13 protein-coding genes and 1 pseudogene are annotated in these 18838 nt (G+C 37.3%); 2 read left to right on the forward strand and 12 right to left on the reverse strand.

Going from position 1 to position 18838, the window contains the following annotated elements:
• Window positions 1-87 precede the first annotated feature (87 nt).
• From MHH31_RS16500 to tagD, 8 genes and pseudogenes are all read right to left on the reverse strand, one after another.
• Entirely contained in the window at window positions 88-2769 is a 2682-nt protein-coding gene (locus MHH31_RS16500; RefSeq protein WP_342495010.1) for a glycosyltransferase, read from the reverse strand.
• A gap of 6 nt (window positions 2770-2775) precedes the next feature.
• Window positions 2776-3525: a hypothetical protein gene (locus MHH31_RS16505; protein ID WP_144679126.1), complete on the reverse strand. Its 750-nt coding sequence runs from the start codon at window positions 3523-3525 to the stop codon at window positions 2776-2778.
• Window positions 3526-3578: 53 nt separating this feature from the next.
• Window positions 3579-4856: a nucleotide sugar dehydrogenase gene (locus MHH31_RS16510; RefSeq protein WP_144679125.1), complete on the reverse strand. Its 1278-nt coding sequence runs from the start codon at window positions 4854-4856 to the stop codon at window positions 3579-3581.
• 14 nt (window positions 4857-4870) lie between these two features.
• Complete coding sequence (locus MHH31_RS16515; protein ID WP_144679124.1) at window positions 4871-6160, reverse strand: glycosyltransferase; 1290 nt, start codon at window positions 6158-6160, stop codon at window positions 4871-4873.
• Window positions 6157-7371: a glycosyltransferase family 4 protein gene (locus MHH31_RS16520; protein ID WP_326241902.1), complete on the reverse strand. Its 1215-nt coding sequence runs from the start codon at window positions 7369-7371 to the stop codon at window positions 6157-6159. The genes MHH31_RS16515 and MHH31_RS16520 overlap by 4 nt, the downstream gene beginning before the upstream one ends.
• A gap of 286 nt (window positions 7372-7657) precedes the next feature.
• Window positions 7658-8806, reverse strand: a pseudogene (locus MHH31_RS16525) (CDP-glycerol glycerophosphotransferase family protein); the annotation flags it as partial.
• A 75-nt stretch (window positions 8807-8881) separates the two neighbouring features.
• Window positions 8882-10351: an alpha-glucosyltransferase N-terminal domain-containing protein gene (locus MHH31_RS16530; RefSeq protein WP_058337000.1), complete on the reverse strand. Its 1470-nt coding sequence runs from the start codon at window positions 10349-10351 to the stop codon at window positions 8882-8884.
• A gap of 95 nt (window positions 10352-10446) precedes the next feature.
• Window positions 10447-10836, reverse strand: coding sequence for a glycerol-3-phosphate cytidylyltransferase (gene tagD, locus MHH31_RS16535; protein ID WP_008343212.1), 390 nt, complete (start codon window positions 10834-10836; stop codon window positions 10447-10449).
• Between the two features lie 370 nt (window positions 10837-11206).
• On the opposite strand from tagD, the gene MHH31_RS16540 reads away from it, so the two are divergent.
• Together MHH31_RS16540 and MHH31_RS16545 are read left to right on the forward strand one after the other, a co-directional pair.
• Window positions 11207-11977 carry a WecB/TagA/CpsF family glycosyltransferase gene (locus MHH31_RS16540; protein ID WP_058337001.1) on the forward strand — a complete coding sequence of 257 codons (771 nt, stop codon included), beginning with the start codon at window positions 11207-11209 and terminating at the stop codon, window positions 11975-11977.
• An 11-nt stretch (window positions 11978-11988) separates the two neighbouring features.
• Window positions 11989-13176 (forward strand): CDP-glycerol glycerophosphotransferase family protein, encoded by a 1188-nt coding sequence (locus MHH31_RS16545; protein ID WP_058337002.1) that lies wholly within the window; start codon window positions 11989-11991, stop codon window positions 13174-13176.
• Between the two features lie 17 nt (window positions 13177-13193).
• On the opposite strand, the gene MHH31_RS16550 is transcribed toward MHH31_RS16545, so the two are convergent.
• The 4 genes from MHH31_RS16550 to MHH31_RS16565 all read right to left on the reverse strand — a co-directional run bounded on the left by MHH31_RS16550 (window position 13194) and on the right by MHH31_RS16565 (window position 18836).
• Window positions 13194-15824 carry an N-acetylglucosaminidase gene (locus MHH31_RS16550; RefSeq protein ID WP_058337003.1) on the reverse strand — a complete coding sequence of 877 codons (2631 nt, stop codon included), beginning with the start codon at window positions 15822-15824 and terminating at the stop codon, window positions 13194-13196.
• A 124-nt stretch (window positions 15825-15948) separates the two neighbouring features.
• Window positions 15949-16899, reverse strand: coding sequence for a mannose-6-phosphate isomerase, class I (gene manA / locus MHH31_RS16555; RefSeq protein ID WP_041507862.1), 951 nt, complete (start codon window positions 16897-16899; stop codon window positions 15949-15951).
• Window positions 16900-17046: 147 nt separating this feature from the next.
• Window positions 17047-17868, reverse strand: a complete 822-nt coding sequence (locus MHH31_RS16560) for a carbohydrate ABC transporter permease (RefSeq protein ID WP_058337004.1) — start codon at window positions 17866-17868, stop codon at window positions 17047-17049.
• The gene (locus MHH31_RS16565; protein ID WP_024719268.1) at window positions 17865-18836 is read right to left on the reverse strand and encodes a sugar ABC transporter permease; all 972 of its coding nucleotides are present in this window, start codon (window positions 18834-18836) and stop codon (window positions 17865-17867) included. The genes MHH31_RS16560 and MHH31_RS16565 overlap by 4 nt, the downstream gene beginning before the upstream one ends.
• Between the last annotated feature and the right edge of the window lie 2 nt (window positions 18837-18838).

Below are 18838 nucleotides of genomic sequence, written 5' to 3' on the forward strand. Positions count from 1 at the left end.
AGGCAGTAGAATTTATGTTTTTAGAAGATGTTCTTAACATACACTTCAAATACTAAACGCCTTATGTTAAACATAAGGCGTTTAGTATCAATCATTATCTTTCAGAAACTCTAATATCTTACGGCTTTTCCATTTCATACCTTCATACAAATTCAATATATCTCTTAATATTCTTTTTGCCGCTTCTTTATCATCAAGTTCAATATTACTCAACTTTTTCAAATACCAATTTTCTATATAATTTTCTAATTTATCTCGCTTGTAAGATGTTAATAAATTTTCCCTTTTTAACCAATCAATTCTTTCCTTTTCGAGTATGAAATACTTTTCAAAGAATTTCTTATTGATTCGATTAATCGAAGAATTTTCTACCATGGCATAATAAATATGGACGGGTGTATTGATCACCTTGAAAGATTTGGTCTTCAACAACATTTCATGAAAGAACAAAGTATCTTCACCTATTGCTCCTTCAACCATTTTGAGCTCGTGATTTAGCAATAAGTCCCTTTTAACGATTAAGGCCTGAATACTCATGGCTTTAAATGAGGCTTTAATTAAAAAGTCTGAATGCGGTCCCCGTCTGTAATCAATTCCTTTATTAAGAGACATCATATTAGGATAATAAGAAGACAACCCTTTGACATCAGAAAGCCTAACCATGTCTCCAATAAACATGTCATGATCTTCTTCTAAGGAGCCATCTAACAGCTCTTTATATCCGTCTGTTATCGCTTCATTATCAGGATCTAAGTAAGTTATCCATTTTGCTGTAGCAAACTCCAAACCCTTATTTCTAGGTCTAGATGCGCTACCACTTCCACCTTGTGGATACATATACGTTTTCACATTGTCATAATGTTTATCAAGTGTATGCACTATGTGAGGTGTCATATTATCGGTTGATCCATCATCAATAATGATTATTTCCATTTTTTCAAAAACAGAGCTTCTTTGTAAGCTTCTGAAACATTTGTAAAGCAGATGTCGTCCATTATTATATACAGGGATAATGACCGACAAATCATATTCACGTACTTGCTTATTTTCCTCTATCCCATATGAAGTTGTTGATAGCTCTAATGGATCGATACTGTATCCATTAGGAATAGACGTATTTGAAATCTCCTTAATATCTTCCCATTGAAACGAGTCTCTCCAAAACACTGTTCTAAAACGATCTTCTATTTTCTCGATATAATTATGTTCTACACCATTTGTAAACTCACCGTTATGCTCATAAGCATCTTTTGTGACATAGTCACAATTCGTGTACTTGAATGCGTTGATCATATCTTCTAAATAAAATTGACCATATTCATATTTACTGCTAAAAAAAGCTACGATATCAAAACTTCTGTACAGATCATCTGTCATTTCATCTTGAGAGACAAGTTTTTTATCAGGGTAGGATTGTTTATTAAACATGTTGATTGTATGGTCGTCTAATTTTTCCGCAATTACAAGAACATCTCGTTTCTGAAGATTATTCTGACGATCACTAACTACTTGTATCAATTCTTGTACCCTATGAAAGGCAGTTTCTGACCTTAAAACTGTTCGCACACCTTCCATTTGCGTTTGATACCTTTCTTTATCTGACAATTTCTGCAGATAAACTTTTAGCTCTTTACTCGTATTAGCTAAAAACACATTAGGGAATTTACTATTGATACCAACACTGTAGTTCGAAATGACAATTGTCCCTGTTGCTTGAAGTTCATATACTCGATTGGCAAACATTGTATTGCTATCTTTTACAGAGTTAAGGTTTAAAGTAAAGTCATATAATTTGTGTATCTTTTGTAGAGTTTCGTGATCCGTTGACTCTACAATATAAGGCACATATTCCTTAGGATAAAAATGACGGTCTGATCCTAATTCGAAGTTTCTGTCTACAATAGTCAAATCTTTACCTGCATTTATGACGCCTTCAAATAATTCTCGTGTATCTTCTTGCCTCGTAGGATACTTTTGATACCAAGAACCTGCAAATAAAATATCTTCTCTTCTATTTATTCTAGTCCCGATTGGATTATGATAAAGCGGGTTTACTGCAAATTCTAGTACATTATATGTTTTAGCATTCGGACAATCTTTTTTGTAATCATTTAACACTTCACTACAAGTTGTAAAGATATGATCCGCTTGCTTCGCTAAGTCAACATAATATTCATAGTTAACGGGGTCTTCTTTAGAATAGAATGCAACAGGAATATTTTTACTTTTGAAAAATTGAATAATTGCTTTAATTTCGTTCCTTACCTTTTTAATTTTTGGATTGCCGAGTCCTTTCCATTTACCATCCAATCCTTTCCAAGCAGTGGACAATAAAAACAAATCAATTTTATCAGCTTCTTTTTTATAATTATCCTGATTAATATAAATGAAATTCGCTGCATCTTTTAAACTTTTATATAAAAATTCATCTGCGATAATCCCAATTGAAGCATTATTTTTTTGAAAGTATTTTGTTCCATTACTTGAAGGTAAGTTGGCAATTTGGGCTTTGACGGAATCATAAAAGCCCTTTTTGTAATTTTTTTTCAGATATTGTACATATTCTTTTCTCTTGTCTTCTAAAATCTTCACATCATTTGAGAGTTGTGAAGATTTGAAATCAGGCGTTTTTTCCAATAAACTTTCTAACTCTTTAAAGTCTTTATTTTGATTAAAAACTTTTAACATTTCTTTATAATATGCGAGCTCCTGATTTGCACTTGATTTTTTCTTTTGATTTAGCATTAAATGGTTCTGGTAATTCCCCACACAAATTCACCTATTCTTTCTTTTTTGAGATTTATATCTCCAGTAAGCTAGTGTCAATCTACCTAATTTGGATGAGGATAGAGCTTTGTAACGTTTTTTTATTAGGTTTAGTTCTTTTTCCATCTTATTAGCTTGTTCTAATATTTTTCTCTCATTATTCACCAAATTTAACTTCTCTTCCTTTGACTCTACTAATCTTTTTAGAAGTTTTGATGTTAATTCAGTGTTTTGATTTTGACTTTCATTTTGACTATTATCTTCTACCTGCTTTATTCGAGATAGTATACTCAATAGATTTTCCGCAAAGTCTATCTCACTAGAACTTATAGGAATCGCAATAAATCCTGTCCATGAAGACCTGATGACTTGTTCAATACGAAAATTCTTTTTATGCATGTAAAGTATTAAAGAAACTATTGACTTTACTTGCAATGAATTTTGATTATGGTTAATCCAAAATAACAGCACACCATCATCTTTTAAAAATGGTAATGCATCATCAACTAATCGATCAACATCTGACATAAATTCAGTTGCATTTCCTAACACAAACGTATCTATTTTCTCTGACTGATTGGACAAAGAGCCTTGTTCAATCACTTCTTTGCCAATATAGGATAGATAATTTCTTTCTGCTTCTTCTAAATCAAATTGAAAAAAAACTCTTTTTCCCCTAGTGTTTGTTAATAACCATTTTTCTGGTTGGTCAGCATTTTCTTTAAATGTCTTAATAATTTCTGTTGAAGGTATATCCATTGCTACTCCTTTCTACTAAAACCGAGCTTTACATTCACCAAGGAAAAGCAGATTTAAACCAAGGCTTCTTCTTTTTTTATTTCAGAAGAGAGATTTCCAAAATTAATATAAGTGAAATGTTCATGTCGGTTTTGCAGAACATTTTTTGTGTCAAAAATCATTTTATTTTTCATGCCATCAAGTCTATCAAAATCAAATTCTTTAAACTCTTGATGATCGGTTAGAATCAAAATTAAATCAGATTGTTGAACAGCTTCTTCTAAGTTTTTAATGACAAACTCCTCATCCACATGCGGATCATATGCATCGATTTCATATTTATTCTGATTTTTTAATAAATGATAGATTTCCATTGCTGGGCTTTCTCGAATATCATCGACGTTTCCTTTGTACGTAAGTCCAAAAATAGTCACCTTATTTCCTTCTACTTTTTGCATAAGTTTCTCAACATTTTCGACGACATAGTATGGCATAGATGTATTAATAGAGCGTGATAAGTTAATCATTTTCGCTGTTTCAGGAGCCTTCGCTACAATAAAATACGGGTCTACTGCTAAACAATGTCCGCCGACACCAGGTCCAGGTGTATGCAGGTTAACACGTGGATGCTTATTCGCCATTTCAATGACATCTAGCGCATTAATGTCTAGATCATTACATACTTTGGTAAGTTCATTTGCCAGTGCTATGTTAACATCTCTAAATGTATTTTCCATTAGTTTAGACATTTCAGCGGTTTTGGCATTTGTTCTAATAATTTCACCTTGAACAAACGTTTCGTATACTTTTGCTCCCGCCTCTGTACAAGCTTCTGTAATCCCGCCAACGATCCGGTTATTAAAGATTAGTTCATGAAGAATCTGACCCGGCAGAACTCTTTCCGGACAATGTACTAGATATAGATCTTCACCAATAACGTAACCCTTTTCTTCGAATAATGGTTTAATCACGTCATCCATGCTTCTTGGACCAATAGTAGATTCGATAATTACAACATTCCCTTTTTTCAGGAATGGAATTACTTTCTCAACAGCGCTCTCTACGTACGTTAAATCACATGATTTATACATGTCATCACGGTTCGGTGTAGGAACAGCGATGATAAAGACATCTGCTTCCTCTGGTGTTAAAGAAGCTTTAAATTTTTCAAGTTTAATAACTTCAGTCAAAGCGTCTTGGAGACCTGGCTCCTCTATGTGAATCGTTCCACTATTTAAAGAGTCTATCACACTCGGTTTCACATCTACTCCTACGACCTTAACACCATGTTTCGCAAACATAATTGAAGTTGGCAGACCAATATACCCCAAACCTACTGTACAAAGTTTCATTATTTTTACTCTCCTTATGATTGAATTTGTCCATAAACATTTAAAAGTGATTTTTTTTCTTGTTCCCAATTGTATTTAAGCCTTGCCTGCTGACAATTCTGACTGTACTGACGACGCAATTCAGGATTTAAAACTAACTTGTTTACACCCGCTGCGATTGAAATCGGATCGTGAGAGTCAACGACTACTCCAATATTTTCACTGGAAACAACTTTCTTAATTTCTGGAAAGTCACATGAAATGACAGGCACACCCGCCATAATATATTCAAATAGTTTATTTGAAGAGGCTGAATAATGGTTGAAGCACACATTATTCAATACCTGAAAACCTAAATAAGCATTTTTTGTATACCTAGGGAGATCTTCCAAAGGCACCTTTGGTAAAAATTTCACTCGATCAGTGAGCTTCATGTCTTCCGTTAATTGCATGAGGCTTTCTTTAATTCGGCCATCTCCAATAAAGACGAGGATGCCTTCTTCAAAATTAGGTGCTGCCTTAACTAAATTTTCTAAACCTCTACCAGTTTGAATTCCACCTTGATACAACAGGATCTTTTCATCCTTGGAAATGTTTAAAATCTCATGCAAATCTATTTTCTCTATCTCTTTTTTTTGATCGAACGGATAGTTATGGACAACTTTTGGGTAAAAACCATAGAGGTCTTCGTTGTATTTGGCTCTCGTGTGATTTTCGACTATCATTTGATCAACAAACTTTAAAAGGAAAGATTCCATCTTCCCATATAGTTTGCTATCATACCCAGTCCTGCTTGTTTGAACTTCATGTGAATCATAGATGAGTTTTTTTCTGTTAAAAAGTTTAAACTTTGCACAAATAACACCCTGTGGTAAAGTATTTAAATCATTAGAATGATAGATATCATAATTTTTATTCCATCCTTTTACAATCATTCTTAAAAAGATACTAGATCTAATGATTAATGTTCTTACCTTTTTAAGAAGTAAGGATGAAAATAGGATTGTGAAGGCGATCGTTATAATTGGTAAATAAAAAACACCCGCAGCCCACACTAATAATAGAAGAAGTAGAAGATACTTTTTCTTCTTTAGCAAAGTCAGCATAGACTGAAATAAAACTAACCATCGAGGGTACCTTTTAACTCGGTGGACACGAAATCTTTCATTGATTTCCTCATATGTCTTTAATCCAGGCATTGATGGATCGTGGATACAAATTAGATCGACATCAGATCCGTCTTCTGACAATGCTGTACATTCTCTCAAAACTCTGGCATCGTTGGTAAAGTGGTTCCATACAAACATACATATATTTTTTTTCATGCTTCATTAACCTTTTTTATAGTATTTTTTATTACATTATCTAAAATCATAATATTATTATCCCATAAAAAATTCTTTTCAATAAAGTTCTCGCAATTTGTTTTCATTTCTTGAACCAACTCCGGATGATGATACAAGCGTAAAATAAGAGAAACCATTTCGTCACTCGTTTTTGTTTTAGCTACTAAACCTACATTTTCTTGCTCAATTAAATTTTTTGAATATCCAGAAAGTGAAGCCACTACAGGTAACTGGCAACTCAAGTAATCTATAATACGTCCTGGCAAAACCGTTTCAAAGATGACTGAACGATTAAGCGTTGCTATACCAATATCACAATTTGCCATCATTTTGAGACACTCTTTTCTTGATAATGGATCAATAAATTCAACGTGTTTCAATTCTTTTTCAATGATATATCTCTCTAATTCTTTCTTATTGACTCCATAACCTAGGATCATAAATCTGATATGATAATCCTTTAAACTCGTAACAATATCACGAAAGACATGCACATCTTGAGCAAGACCTAAATTTCCTGCGAACACTACTTTAAACTCTTTCCTCGTGTTTTTTACTGAAATTTCTGGCAGTTCTTCACGCCTTGCAGAGTTTGGTATGAACGTTAATTTAGCTTCTTGCTCCTGTAAATGCTTTTGAAAACCTTGGCTGTTAATGATAATATGATCTGATTTTGAATAGACAAATTTTTCTGCAAGTTTAAAAAAACCGATGATCATGGGATTTTTGAATATCCCCACTCCTTTTAAAGAGTCTGGCCACAAGTCTCTTATGTCTAAAATCATTTTTGTCTTATATCTAAATTTAGCAATAATTCCAGCAAAGGCAACAAAAATCGGGGGAGTTGTAACATAAATTAGATCATATTTATTTTTATCCTTAAAAATAAATATGATCATCCTAAGCATTATTTCTAGATAATAGAAAAGTCTATTCAAAAAGTTAAAAGCATATTTTTTGTTTTTTACTTTCACTCTTATAAATCTTTCATTCTGACTATTTAATTCTTCTTCGTCCCAAAGGTCATGAGAATCATAGAATTTTTTTTCTGGATAAGTTGGATCCGTTGTTAAAACTTTCACATCGTATCCTTTTCTGTGCAGCATCAAAAATATATTCTTGAGTCTATTACCAGCGCTACCTATTTCAGGGTAGAAATTTTGAGAAATTAATAAAATCCTTTTTGACAATCAAATCCCCTGCACTTTCAATTGACAATCGATATTGGTAAACACAACATATTTAAACAATTTTTTAACTATAACAACAATTATAGGTTTATGCTTCCTTAAAAACAACATCTTTTTGATTCTAAAGACTTTAAATCTTTTAATTTTCAACAAATTTCGCTAAAAAAGTTTTATTTTTTTAGAGAGATTTTGTCATTTACAGGCTTAAAGATCTAAAACTAAAGTTATAAAAAGGGCATAAATCCGGTAAACATACTTTGAAAGTATGTTACCTGATTTATGCCCTTCATCTTTTTTCCTTATTCAGAATGGTCTCTACGACTCGCTTAGATGACTCCCCGTTCTCTAAGTAACAGAATTTCTCATAAAACGGTTCAAATGACGGTGGTAATGTAAAGGTCGATTTCTCTGTCTCTCTTATCCAGTCAATTACACTTGCTGTTTCTTTCACAAGCGGACCAGGTGCTTCTTGTTCAAAGTCAAAATAGAACCCTCTTAGTTTGTCGCGATACGTTTCGATGTCTGGAACATAGAACAGCATTGGACGCCTAAGGTTTGCATAATCAAAGAACACGGAAGAGTAATCTGTCAAGAGTAGGTCAGAAATCATATAAAGGTCTCGAATGTCTTCGTAATGGGAGAAGTCATAAGCAAAGCCTTCATATGGTCCGAGATCAAAGTTTTCCGCTACTAAATAGTGCATACGAAGGATGATGATATATTCTTCTCCGATAGATGACCTCAACTCATGCAGATCAAGGTCCAATTCAAATTTATACTTTCCAATTGTATAATATTGATCGTCTCTCCAAGTCGGTGCATAGAGGATGATTTTTTTATCAAGAGGCAGGTTCATCTTTTGCTTCAGCGCTCTTATCGTTTCTTCATTATTCTGATTGTGCAGAAAATCATTTCTTGGATACCCTGATTCAATCATGGTCTGTTGAAATTGGAACGCACGTGTAAAGATCTCAGTCGAGTATGCATTAGGAGATATAAGACAATCCCATTTCGATGCTTCTTTCGTGAAATTCTTTTTATATTTCTTCGTGTTTGCTCCAGGAATATGAACTTCGTCCATATCCACAGCCAGTCGTTTTAAAGGCGTCCCGTGCCATGTTTGCAAGTAAGTTGTGTGGCCTGGTTTTGGAATCCATAGCGGCAAACGGCTGTTTACAACCCAATACTCGGCTCTTGCCATTGCAAGAATCCATTTAAACGACAGACGATGAATATAATAGATGCCCTTTTCTTTAAACGGTGCTTCGTACCCTTTTTTTACGCTCCAAATCAACGTATAGTCAGGGTGATTTTCTTTCATATACTCAAAAATAGCACGCGGGTTGCAGCTGAATTGTTTTCCATTAAAGCTTTCAAAAATAACCGTTTTCTTTTTTGGCTGCAGTTTACTGACACCCAAAAACAAGAGTTTAAAAACGATGATATATAAAATTGTAACGATTTTTTTCATTTTCATTCACATGCTTTCACAAAGAATACAGTCCGTTCTTTAATTGATCTTCCAAGAGTAGTAACCATTTTTCGTTTGGTAAGACCACCCATCTATTGACGAAGGTTTGTTGGTGAGCAGTTCTTCTTCCACTTCTAAACGCTGTAATACCTCTTGATGATGTGTTTTTGACTTACTTCGGATGTAAAAATCGACATGTTTCGTTTGATTGAGTTCGATCTGTTTCTTTGTTTGAAAATGACCAATCGGGAAAATCACTTGTTGATTTTCGTTGATGGTTTGAGAAATAATTTCAGCACCATTGACTCGATCAAATCCTGCAAAATCTATTTCTACCTGATCCGCAATGTTCATTTCGCCTTCCATCTCAAGCTGCAGATGAAGGACATGATGCTCAGAGCTTACATCACGCAACATCCATCTTGTATGTTCCACGACACTTCTTAGTTCTTCATTAAGTACTCGATTATCAAGCATATTCTGAAGAGCTGCTCCCCAAGAAGAACCATCATCCTGTGGCAATAGATAAAAGGAAGATTGTTCCCCTAAAACGTTTTCGACATCTTCCTTATGTTTCGGATGACAAAAGAAAATAGCATCTACTTGCTGCTTCCTGATTTGTTTAAATAGCTCTTCATAATGAGTGTGCAATTGACGGGGATTTTCCTCGTAGTGTGCGTCATGTACAAAAGCAGCATAAAATACTGAATCGGATTTTTCCATTTTAAACAGATCGTGATCTATCTCTCGATCTTCTGCAATCATCAATTTCATGCGTTCATTTTTTGTTTGAATATCAGATAGCCATTGCTGTACGATATCGGATTTTTTCACAAATGTGGTGATGCCTGTCTTCTTGTACCAATTAATATGCCTTACTGTATTCTTCTTGGCACTCCCAGAATATATGGTTTCCATGTAGATACTTCTATCATCTCTAATGAATTCTTCCAGAAAAGGGACACCCTTATGCGGAACATAGTGAAGTACTCTTCGTAAAGCGCCATGTATATCGTATTCTTCCCGTTTCATCAATTGCTGTTCTTCATTAAATTGATCTATATACAGAATGGGGGAAGAAGGTAGTTCGTATCTTGTCACTTGAACGGTTGAATTGTCCTCAGATATAACGACTTCATTAATCGATTCCGATACGGTACCTGTAATAAACTCCGAATAAACCCTTTTACTCCCGCTCTCCGGTAAAATATAGTGTTCAAATACATTCAAGATGGAAATTTGAGGGTGGACATTCTCCTCCAGGCTTCGAATATGCCCCTTTACATTTACATCAAAATTCAAAGTTAAGATGGTAGCTCGTTTATTCTTCTCAGCCAATGATTTTAATCTTAAGTTTAATGAATCCGTTAAGGTGTTGTCCTGTTTTGGCACATCCCCCATAATAAAGTAGTAGTCCATGTCAGGAATTTCAACCGATTTCATTGTTTCATTTCGTTCAGGTTGATCCAATGTGTGTTCACCTTTTTTCTTCATCCAATTTTGAAACACAGGAAGCTCTCCTTATAAAAATGATCACTTGCTATTGTATTTTACATGAAAAAGCACTTCTCACCAAAAGATAAGAAGTACTTTTTTTCAATCTATTATAGTCCAGCAATTTCTTCCTTAATTTGTGTTGTCGAAATACCTTCTGTTCTCTTCAAGTAAACGACTTCGCAATGCTCTTTCAAGAAATCAAATTTACCTTCCCAGTCATCCCCCATAACAAACACATCAATGTCATGTTCTTGTACGTCTCGGACTTTTTGATCCCAGCTGTTCTCTGGAATGACTTCATCTACATAACGAATGGTTTCTAAAATCAGCTTGCGATGCTCGTAGCTATGATAAGCCTTTTTTGATTTTTGTAAATTAAACTCATCTGTAGAGATGGCCACTACTAAGTAATCTCCAAGCTGTTTTGCACGCTCTAGCAGCTTGATATGCCCCCAGTGTAATAAATCAAATGTACCGTAAGTAATAACTTTCTTCATTGCAAACATAAACTCCTTTCTTCATCCTTATTCGACTGCTTCAAGCAGTAATGTTTATCCGTAATCCTATTCTCATCGGTCATGTTTTTTCGCTCTTCGGAACCTCATTATATCATAATGCCTAAAAAACGTTAAGAAAATGTAAAGACAAACTATTTCCAATTTAATGGATGAAATAGTGGAACTGCGCCAATACAGTATTTCAACGTTTTTAGAGACTAGTTGTTTATTAAAATGTCATGAAATTAAAAGGATTGTAAAGTTATTGTTAATATTTCATGGAGCAACTGTGATAAAATGATCTGTAGGTTAAGAATGAATTTACAATGATCGTACAATAGATAACAAAAAGAAAAAGGGGGTTTATACAGTGGAAACAGAAGTGGTCTCTAACCTTTCTTATGTAAATGGCGACTTAGACGAATTTATTAGTTATATGAACCAACACCACATTTCTCAGCGAAGAGGCGCAATGATTGCAACGGTGAATCCAGAAATAGGTTATGCAACTATGAAGGATCATGCATATCATAAAGTCATCTCTTCTGCAGACTATGTCTTACCTGATGGTGTAGGTGTTGTCTTGATGTCACGTCTTATAAACCATCCGTTGAAATCAAGAATTGCAGGCTTTGAGGTCTTCATGTCTATGCTTGATCTCGCAAACAAGCAATCTAAAAGTATCTTTTTATATGGTGCGAAAAAAGAAGTGCTTGAGGCTGTCAAACAGCGAATTGATACGGAATATCCGAATGTGGTGATTGCAGGCAGCTGTGATGGTTATCAAGCGGATAAACGGTTTGTGGCAAAACAAATTGCTCGTTCAAAAGCAGATATGGTGTTTGTTGCTTTAGGTTATCCAAACCAAGAGAACTTTATTTATGAATACCGTCATTTGTTCCCACAAGCTGTTTGCATCGGTTTAGGCGGAAGCTTTGATGTATTTAGCGGAACGGTGAAGCGTGCACCACGCTGGATGATTAAAACAAATACGGAATGGCTGTACAGACTCATTGTCAATCCGTGGAGATGGAAACGAATGCTGAATATCCCAAAGTACGCTTTTGCCGTATTAAAAGAAAACAAAGGGAAAAAGCGCTACTATCCTGAGCAAGTAAAAGATCAGACGAAGCAGCTGTGAGAGACTGATACATGTTGAATATACGCTCAATGATCATCTCATGCTATGCAGCTTTTGTTTCTTTTGCTGGATGGCTCATGAGCGGCGTGAAACCTCGTGACAATCAGGTGACGCTGCTTGTTTCATTCCAAGAGAATGCAGCTGCTCTCATTGATACTTATCAACAACAGGCGAATATGACAATGAGGCTCACTGTCCTCTATACGAAGCATGCTTCTGTGATAGAAAAGGACGTGCCTCATGTGTCATTTCGCTATTTTCATGAAAAAAATCCCATCCATCTCATTCAATGTATCTATACGATGCTGAAAAGCAAAGTCGTCGTCACAGATAATTATTTTCTGATGACAAGTGTGCTAAGAAATAGACCTTCTACCACTTGTATTCAAGTGTGGCACGCCAATGGTGCTTTGAAAAAGTTCGGTCTTGAAGATGCTTCAAATCATCACCGTAGTTCTCGTGATCTGCAGCGTTTCAAGCGGGTCTATGCGTCTTTCGATTATATCGTTACTGGCTCAGATCACATGCGCGAGATTTTCAAAACTTCATTTGGCGTCAACGACGATCGTTTTTTGCCAACAGGTGTCCCCTTCACAGATGCGTACTATGATGAGCGCCCTATTTCCTTTCAGACGGATATTTTTCCAAAAGGCAAAAAAGTGCTGCTGTATGCGCCGACCTACCGGGACTTTGCAATGGACGGTCTTGTCTTACCTTTTTCTAAAGAACAATTGCAGAGTGAGCTGAATGGCGACTATATTCTGCTCGTCAAACTTCATCCTGCGGTGAAACATTTAGCCAAAGCAGAAACAGATGGCGAGTGGATCTTTGATGTGTCCGATCAGCCGCTCTTTCCATTGCTCTCTGTATGCGATGTCCTGATTACAGATTATTCATCCATTGTGTTTGAATATGCGCTGCTCCGAAAGCCTGTTTTGTTCTTCACTTACGATCTAGAGACTTATCGCACAAAACGCGGCTTAGTCGAACGTTATGAAGACATCATTCCAGGAAAGGCTTGCGTCACTCAAGATATGCTCTTAACGGAGCTTAAGCAGCTAAACGAATCAGCCAATCCAGACTTATTGAAAACCTTTGCTGAGGAATGGAACCAATATTCAAAAGGGAAATCAAGTCAGCAGCTTCTTTCCTTTATTGAACATCAGCTCTTACACAAAAAACGTCCGGCTTCTCATTAAGAAGCACGGACGTTTTTTTATTTGTTATACACGGGGATATCATAATACAGCGTATAGTTATCAAGTAAGTTATACAAACTATACATACGAGTGACCTGTTTAGAAGCCCAGCCAATATCTGTTGCATATTGGTGAGTGGCTGTCGCAGACCAGCGCATTTTGTAAATGGTATCTTGTTTGTATGTGGCATTATTGATGTAGCTGTTGCCAATGAATTTTGCCCCGCCAATAATGGCTGCCTCTGGTGTGAACCATTGCTGTTCATACGCATATTTTGCTCCGAGGTAATTCGGGTTACTGTCATATGCACCAATACCATACATGTTGTACACGATTTTATCATTAAACTTCGTACCGTTCGCTAAAATGGAACTGCCGTTGCCTGTTTCAAGCAATGCATGTGAAATCAGATAGATTTCGTTAATATGATACGTTTTCGCTGCTGTGATAAAGGCTTGTCCTTTTCCGGCAAGAATGCCTTTCCCTGCTAAAATCTTCGTATTCACTTCAGTCGGATTGAGATTTGCAGCTTCAGAGAGTTTGAGAAATTGAAAATAAGATTGAGTGCCCTCCGCGATATTCGCTGGGTCTACATATTTTAATACTTCTGCTGAACTCGCATTTCTCCAGCCGAGGCTAATCTTGATCCAGTTGCCTTCTTTTCCAAGCTGCTTCACTTTTGTCCCTTTGTTCAGCTGTGCGACGATATTGCTAGCCGAACTTGAATCAGGTGTAGAACGTACATTTAGCCCGTCTGTATTCACTGTGGACGTCGCTGGGTCTACATATGTCGCATAGACGTAGGCTGCACCATCTGTCTGCGGCGACACCTTCATTTGTTTGTTTACCATCTCATTGACTGTGAGGTTATAATTCGTCTGCAGCACCATTGGACCATTTTTGATTTTTGTCGCAGTGGCTGTCCAGCCGTATTGGCTTTTCACAAAAGCAATGGCCGCATTCGCATTTGGTAACCCTGTAAACTGCTGTGTGATGTTGATTTTATATGCCGGTTTTGTCGTTGTTGTATAAGCAGCTGGTTCATTTCGTTTTTTGAAGAATGTCATGCCTTGGTCTCTTAAGGCAGCAGTCGAAATAACCCCTGTTTTGATCTGATATTGACCATAATCAGTTGCTCCCGTTTTTTGAGCGGCTGCTTTCATTTTTTGTTTGGTTAAATAACTTAAGGCTTGATTCAGCTTTGTCTGATTCACAGTTGCCTCTGTCGTAATACGGTATTGCTTAACAGCTTCTGTTAATGTTTTTGTACTACTGGCAACTCCATTTTTTTTCATGATCTCTTGTGCCTGCTTTACTTTGCTTTGATCATATACAGGAGCGGTCATTAGGCTGTATGCTTTACTGACGGCTTGTCCCTTGCCTGTTGTGATGCTGCTTGTCACCTTTTGTGCTTTTAAGTATGCAGCACCTTTATTTACTTTTGTCTGATCTGTTGCTTGATTCACAACAAGTCGATACGTGCTGTCAGATGCTTTGCCTGTTTTTTTCGTTGTGGCGGATACTTTTTTCTTTTGGAAAAATGCCGTTGCTTTTTTCGCTTGATCATCGCCCAAAAGATTCCCAGTCACTACTTGATATGGCTGTGTAGAGGAGATCTTTTTAGACGTATAGCGCCATTTCTTTTTCTTGAAAAAGGCAACTGTTTTTGCGTAAGTTGTGTCATTTAATTGATTGAGCTTTACGATATAATTTTTCGTTTTTCCTACTCGCTGCACAGTCCCTGACGCACCAGCTTGTTTTTTGATCTGAGCCGCCGCTGAGGCTGCTTGCTTACTGTCTTTGAAATAGCCTGATTCCATGCTATATACATTTTTAACAGCTCCAGCCTTCTGAATCTTTCCGCTGATTTTCGCTTCTTTTTGCAGCTGGGTCAGAAGGGTTTGCGCTTTAGACTGATTCGTTTGTGTAGCAGATGTGACGATGTAATACGGTTTGCCTGCTGCTACCGTTTGGAGTACTGCTTTTAAACCAGATTCCTTTTGAAAACCTTGCAGGATGGTATTTGCCTTACTCTGTCCGACAATATTGCCTGAGATCAGCTGATACACGGTGCCAGCTTTGTTTTCGGTTTGATATGTACTAGTGACTCCGGCCTGTTTTTGTAGTTCGGTTTGAATATTTTTGACTTTCGTTTCAGAATCAATGGCTCCTGAAATGACCTGATAAGATGGTCTACTTTGATTGATAGCTTCATACGTGCTATTGAGTCCTGATGTTTTCGTCAGCTCGAGCGTCAGTTTTTTCGCCTGACTTTCATCGTTGATTGGATCAGATACGATTTTCTGTAAAGGAAAGCGGCCACCTACTGGAGACACCGTACCGCTCATACCTAACTCTTTTTTTAATGCAGCGGCACTTGCACTCGCTGCTGCTTGTGAGTCATATCCTGAGGCAGTTAGCTGATAAGTCGATGTATTTCCTGAGGTTTGATACGTGGCTGTCCACTTCTTATCCTTTTTCAACGTGTCAACCGCTTTTTTGACTTCTGCTTCTGTTGTAAATACTTTTGAGGTGCTAATCGTATAAATGGATTGATCGACATAGGAGGCTGCTTGCACTTCTTTGCCCGTGTGTAATGTCATACCAAAGGCAGCTGCGAGTAAAATAATCTTGATGGTTTTTTTCACGGTCCCTGTCCCTCTCTTAACTTTGCATAATAGTCTACTAATCTCTTTATCGACAAAAACAAGTCTCTTTCAAGTCTTTTATGCAATAGAAAAATAGAGGACTCCCTCGAAGTCCTCTTTACCTTTATATATGTGACACAATCAGTTCACAAGATCCTTCAATGGTGAAGTTCCCTGTTTCAGCAGGCAGGATAAAATGGGCTCCTTTTGGCAGCGGATATGTATGTCCATTATGCTCTAAGGACCCTTCCCCATTAATAACGCTGCACAGCAAAAACGGATAATCTTGCGATAGCTCTACTTTTTGATCAATTTCCCATTTATACACAGAAAAATATTCTGCTTCTACAAATGTTCTAATGGTCACCCCTGGACGAGTTTCTACTGATTCATCTGCATAACCGTCTACATGAGGAACCGTGGTAACATCAATGGCCTGCGTGAAGTGAAGTTCACGTTCATGGCCATTTTGGTCTTTTCGTTCATAATCATACACCCGATAGGTCGTATCTGAACTTTGCTGCGTTTCAAGAACCAGTGTGCCTTCACATAGCGCATGAATGGTACCGCTTGGCACATAATAAAAATCGCCCGGCTTAATTTTCACTCGCCGCAAAAGGCCTTCCCAATCTCCGCTGTTCATCATGGTCACAAGCTCAGTTCTCGTCCTTGCATTATGACCATAGATCATTTCTGCGCCTTCTTTGCAGTCAATGATATACCAGCACTCTGTTTTCCCAAGCTCGCCATTTTCATGTCTTTCCGCATAATCATCATCTGGATGAACTTGAACGGATAAGTCTTGGTTTGCATCTAAAATTTTGGTTAAGAGCGGGAAGCGATCGCCTTCTATTCCCCCAAACAATTCTCTGTGATTGTTCCATAGTTCGATCAGCGTTTTCCCTTTATATGGACCGTCTTGCACGACACTTGGTCCGTTTGGATGAGCAGAAATTGCCCAGCATTCTCCCGTTTGATCAGAAGGAATATCATAGCCAAATTGATCCCTTAAGGCTGTACCTCCCCATATTCTCTCCTTCAATTCAGGCAGTAAAAAAATTGGTGACTGCTTCATTCAGGATGACTCCTCCCTTTGCTACCCTTTGATAATCCTTGCCTAGCATGATGAAAACTAGCAAGTCTCAACTTTTATTATGACGCTATCTAAAGAGAAGTCAATCCTTTCAGTACACCGAATGAAAACGATAACAAGAAAATCAATTCACCCTTTGACAGAGCCTGAAAGAAGCCCTTTCACAAAGTATTTTCCAAGTAGAATATAGACCAAAAGTGTCGGCAGCGCAGCCAAGATGGCACCTGCCATTTGAACATTCCATTGTACAATTTGACTGCCTGATAAATTTTGCAGTGCAACCATGACCGGCTGATTCTCTGCCGTGGTCATAGTAACCGCAAATAGAAACTCATTCCACACATTTGTGAACTGCCAAATGGCAACCACGACAAACCCTGTGATGGAAAGCGGCAAAATCATATGTCTGAAGATCCCGATAAATCCGGCCCCATCCATCTTCGCTGATTCAATCATTTCATCAGGAATGCTCACATAAAAATTGCGGAACATGAGTGTTGTGATTGGCAGGCCATATACGACATGGACAAGTACAAGTCCCGGAATGGAGTTATACAAGCCGATTTCACGTAAAAATTGAATAAGTGGAATGAGGATACTTTGGTATGGAATAAACATACCGAACAACATGAAGGTAAACACCACTTCTGATCCTTTAAAGCGCCATTTAGACAGCACATAGCCATTCATCGCACCTAATACAGCTGACAATAAGGTAGCAGGAATGACTAGATAAAGAGAATTCATTAAATTGGGTGATAACTTTTCAAAAGCGATTTTGTAGCTTGAGAAATCTAGTGTAGATGGGAGCGACCACATTCGCTCAAGGGTAACTTCACCTAATGGCTTTAAGCTTGTGACAAGCATGACATAAACAGGCATGAGAAAAAACAAACTGCACAGTATTAATAAAGCATAAAGAACTGGACGGACAAATCCTCTTGCGGTCATGATGAAGCCCCCTTCCGGCTAGACAGGAGATACGGCACGATAAAGACCGCAACAGAAATCAACATGACGATCGCAATGGCGGCACCACCTGCATAATGGTTTCCTCTAAAGGTCATTTCAAACATATAAACACCTGGCACATCGGTGACAAAGTTTGCACCTGGTCCTGTCATCGAGTAAATCAAATCGAAGATCTTTAAAGAAATATGTGCCATGATAATGACGACGCTCGCTGTGATTGGTTTTAACAGCGGGAAAATGATTTTCCAGTAGATTTGCCACTCGGTTGCGCCATCCATTCTAGCAGCCTCTCTCACTTCCTCTGGAATGCCTCTAAGACCAGCCAAATACATCGCAAGTGAGAACCCTGTCATCTGCCACACAGCAGCGATGACAACTGCAATCATTGCTGCCGGTACACCAAACTCAATTTTTCCCCAGACAAATCCAGCTAAAATGTTCGTATCCGTGTACCACTTGGGCTGGATGCCGAGTGTTTTTAAAAACAGATTCACCCCAGTAGATGGATTTAGGATCCATTGCCACACAACACCTGTGACAACAAAGGAAAGGGCCATCGGAAAGAAAAAGAGATTCCGAAAAAGTGATTCCCCCTTGATCTTCTGGTCTAGTAAAATGGCCAGTACAAGCCCAGAAGCAATGACTGCTCCAATAAAGAATAATGTAAAAAAGACCGTGTTTCGAAGATCTGACTGAAAGCGAAAATCTTGAAACAGCATGACATAATTTTTCATACCTGCGAAAGAAAAATCAGGAACAAGCGAGGTCCAGTTCGATAATGAAACATATCCTGTCCAGCCAATAAATCCGTAAACAAAAATGAATAATAAAACAGCTGACGGTGCTAAAAATAGCAGGGCAAGCAGCTGGTCTCCATTCCATTTTTTCCGAACACGTTTCACTTTTGCTGCTGGTGTTTTTGTGATCGGCGATGTGTCCATGCGCATGA

This window comes from Bacillus sp. FSL K6-1033 (assembly GCF_038630765.1).
GTDB classification, from domain to species: Bacteria; Bacillota; Bacilli; order Bacillales; family Bacillaceae; genus Bacillus; species Bacillus altitudinis.

What these genes read in the sequence shown, in the direction of transcription:
- MHH31_RS16505 (WP_144679126.1), bottom strand. Translation starts at nt 3,525, where the DNA reads ATGGATATACCTTCAACAGAAATTATTAAGACATTTAAAGAAAATGCT.
- MHH31_RS16510 (WP_144679125.1), bottom strand. Translation starts at nt 4,856, where the DNA reads ATGAAACTTTGTACAGTAGGTTTGGGGTATATTGGTCTGCCAACTTCA.
- MHH31_RS16515 (WP_144679124.1), bottom strand. Translation starts at nt 6,160, where the DNA reads ATGAAAAAAAATATATGTATGTTTGTATGGAACCACTTTACCAACGAT.
- tagD (WP_008343212.1), bottom strand. Translation starts at nt 10,836, where the DNA reads ATGAAGAAAGTTATTACTTACGGTACATTTGATTTATTACACTGGGGG.
- MHH31_RS16545 (WP_058337002.1), top strand. Translation starts at nt 11,989, where the DNA reads ATGTTGAATATACGCTCAATGATCATCTCATGCTATGCAGCTTTTGTT.
- manA (WP_041507862.1), bottom strand. Translation starts at nt 16,899, where the DNA reads ATGAAGCAGTCACCAATTTTTTTACTGCCTGAATTGAAGGAGAGAATA.
- MHH31_RS16560 (WP_058337004.1), bottom strand. Translation starts at nt 17,868, where the DNA reads ATGACCGCAAGAGGATTTGTCCGTCCAGTTCTTTATGCTTTATTAATA.
- MHH31_RS16565 (WP_024719268.1), bottom strand. Translation starts at nt 18,836, where the DNA reads ATGCGCATGGACACATCGCCGATCACAAAAACACCAGCAGCAAAAGTG.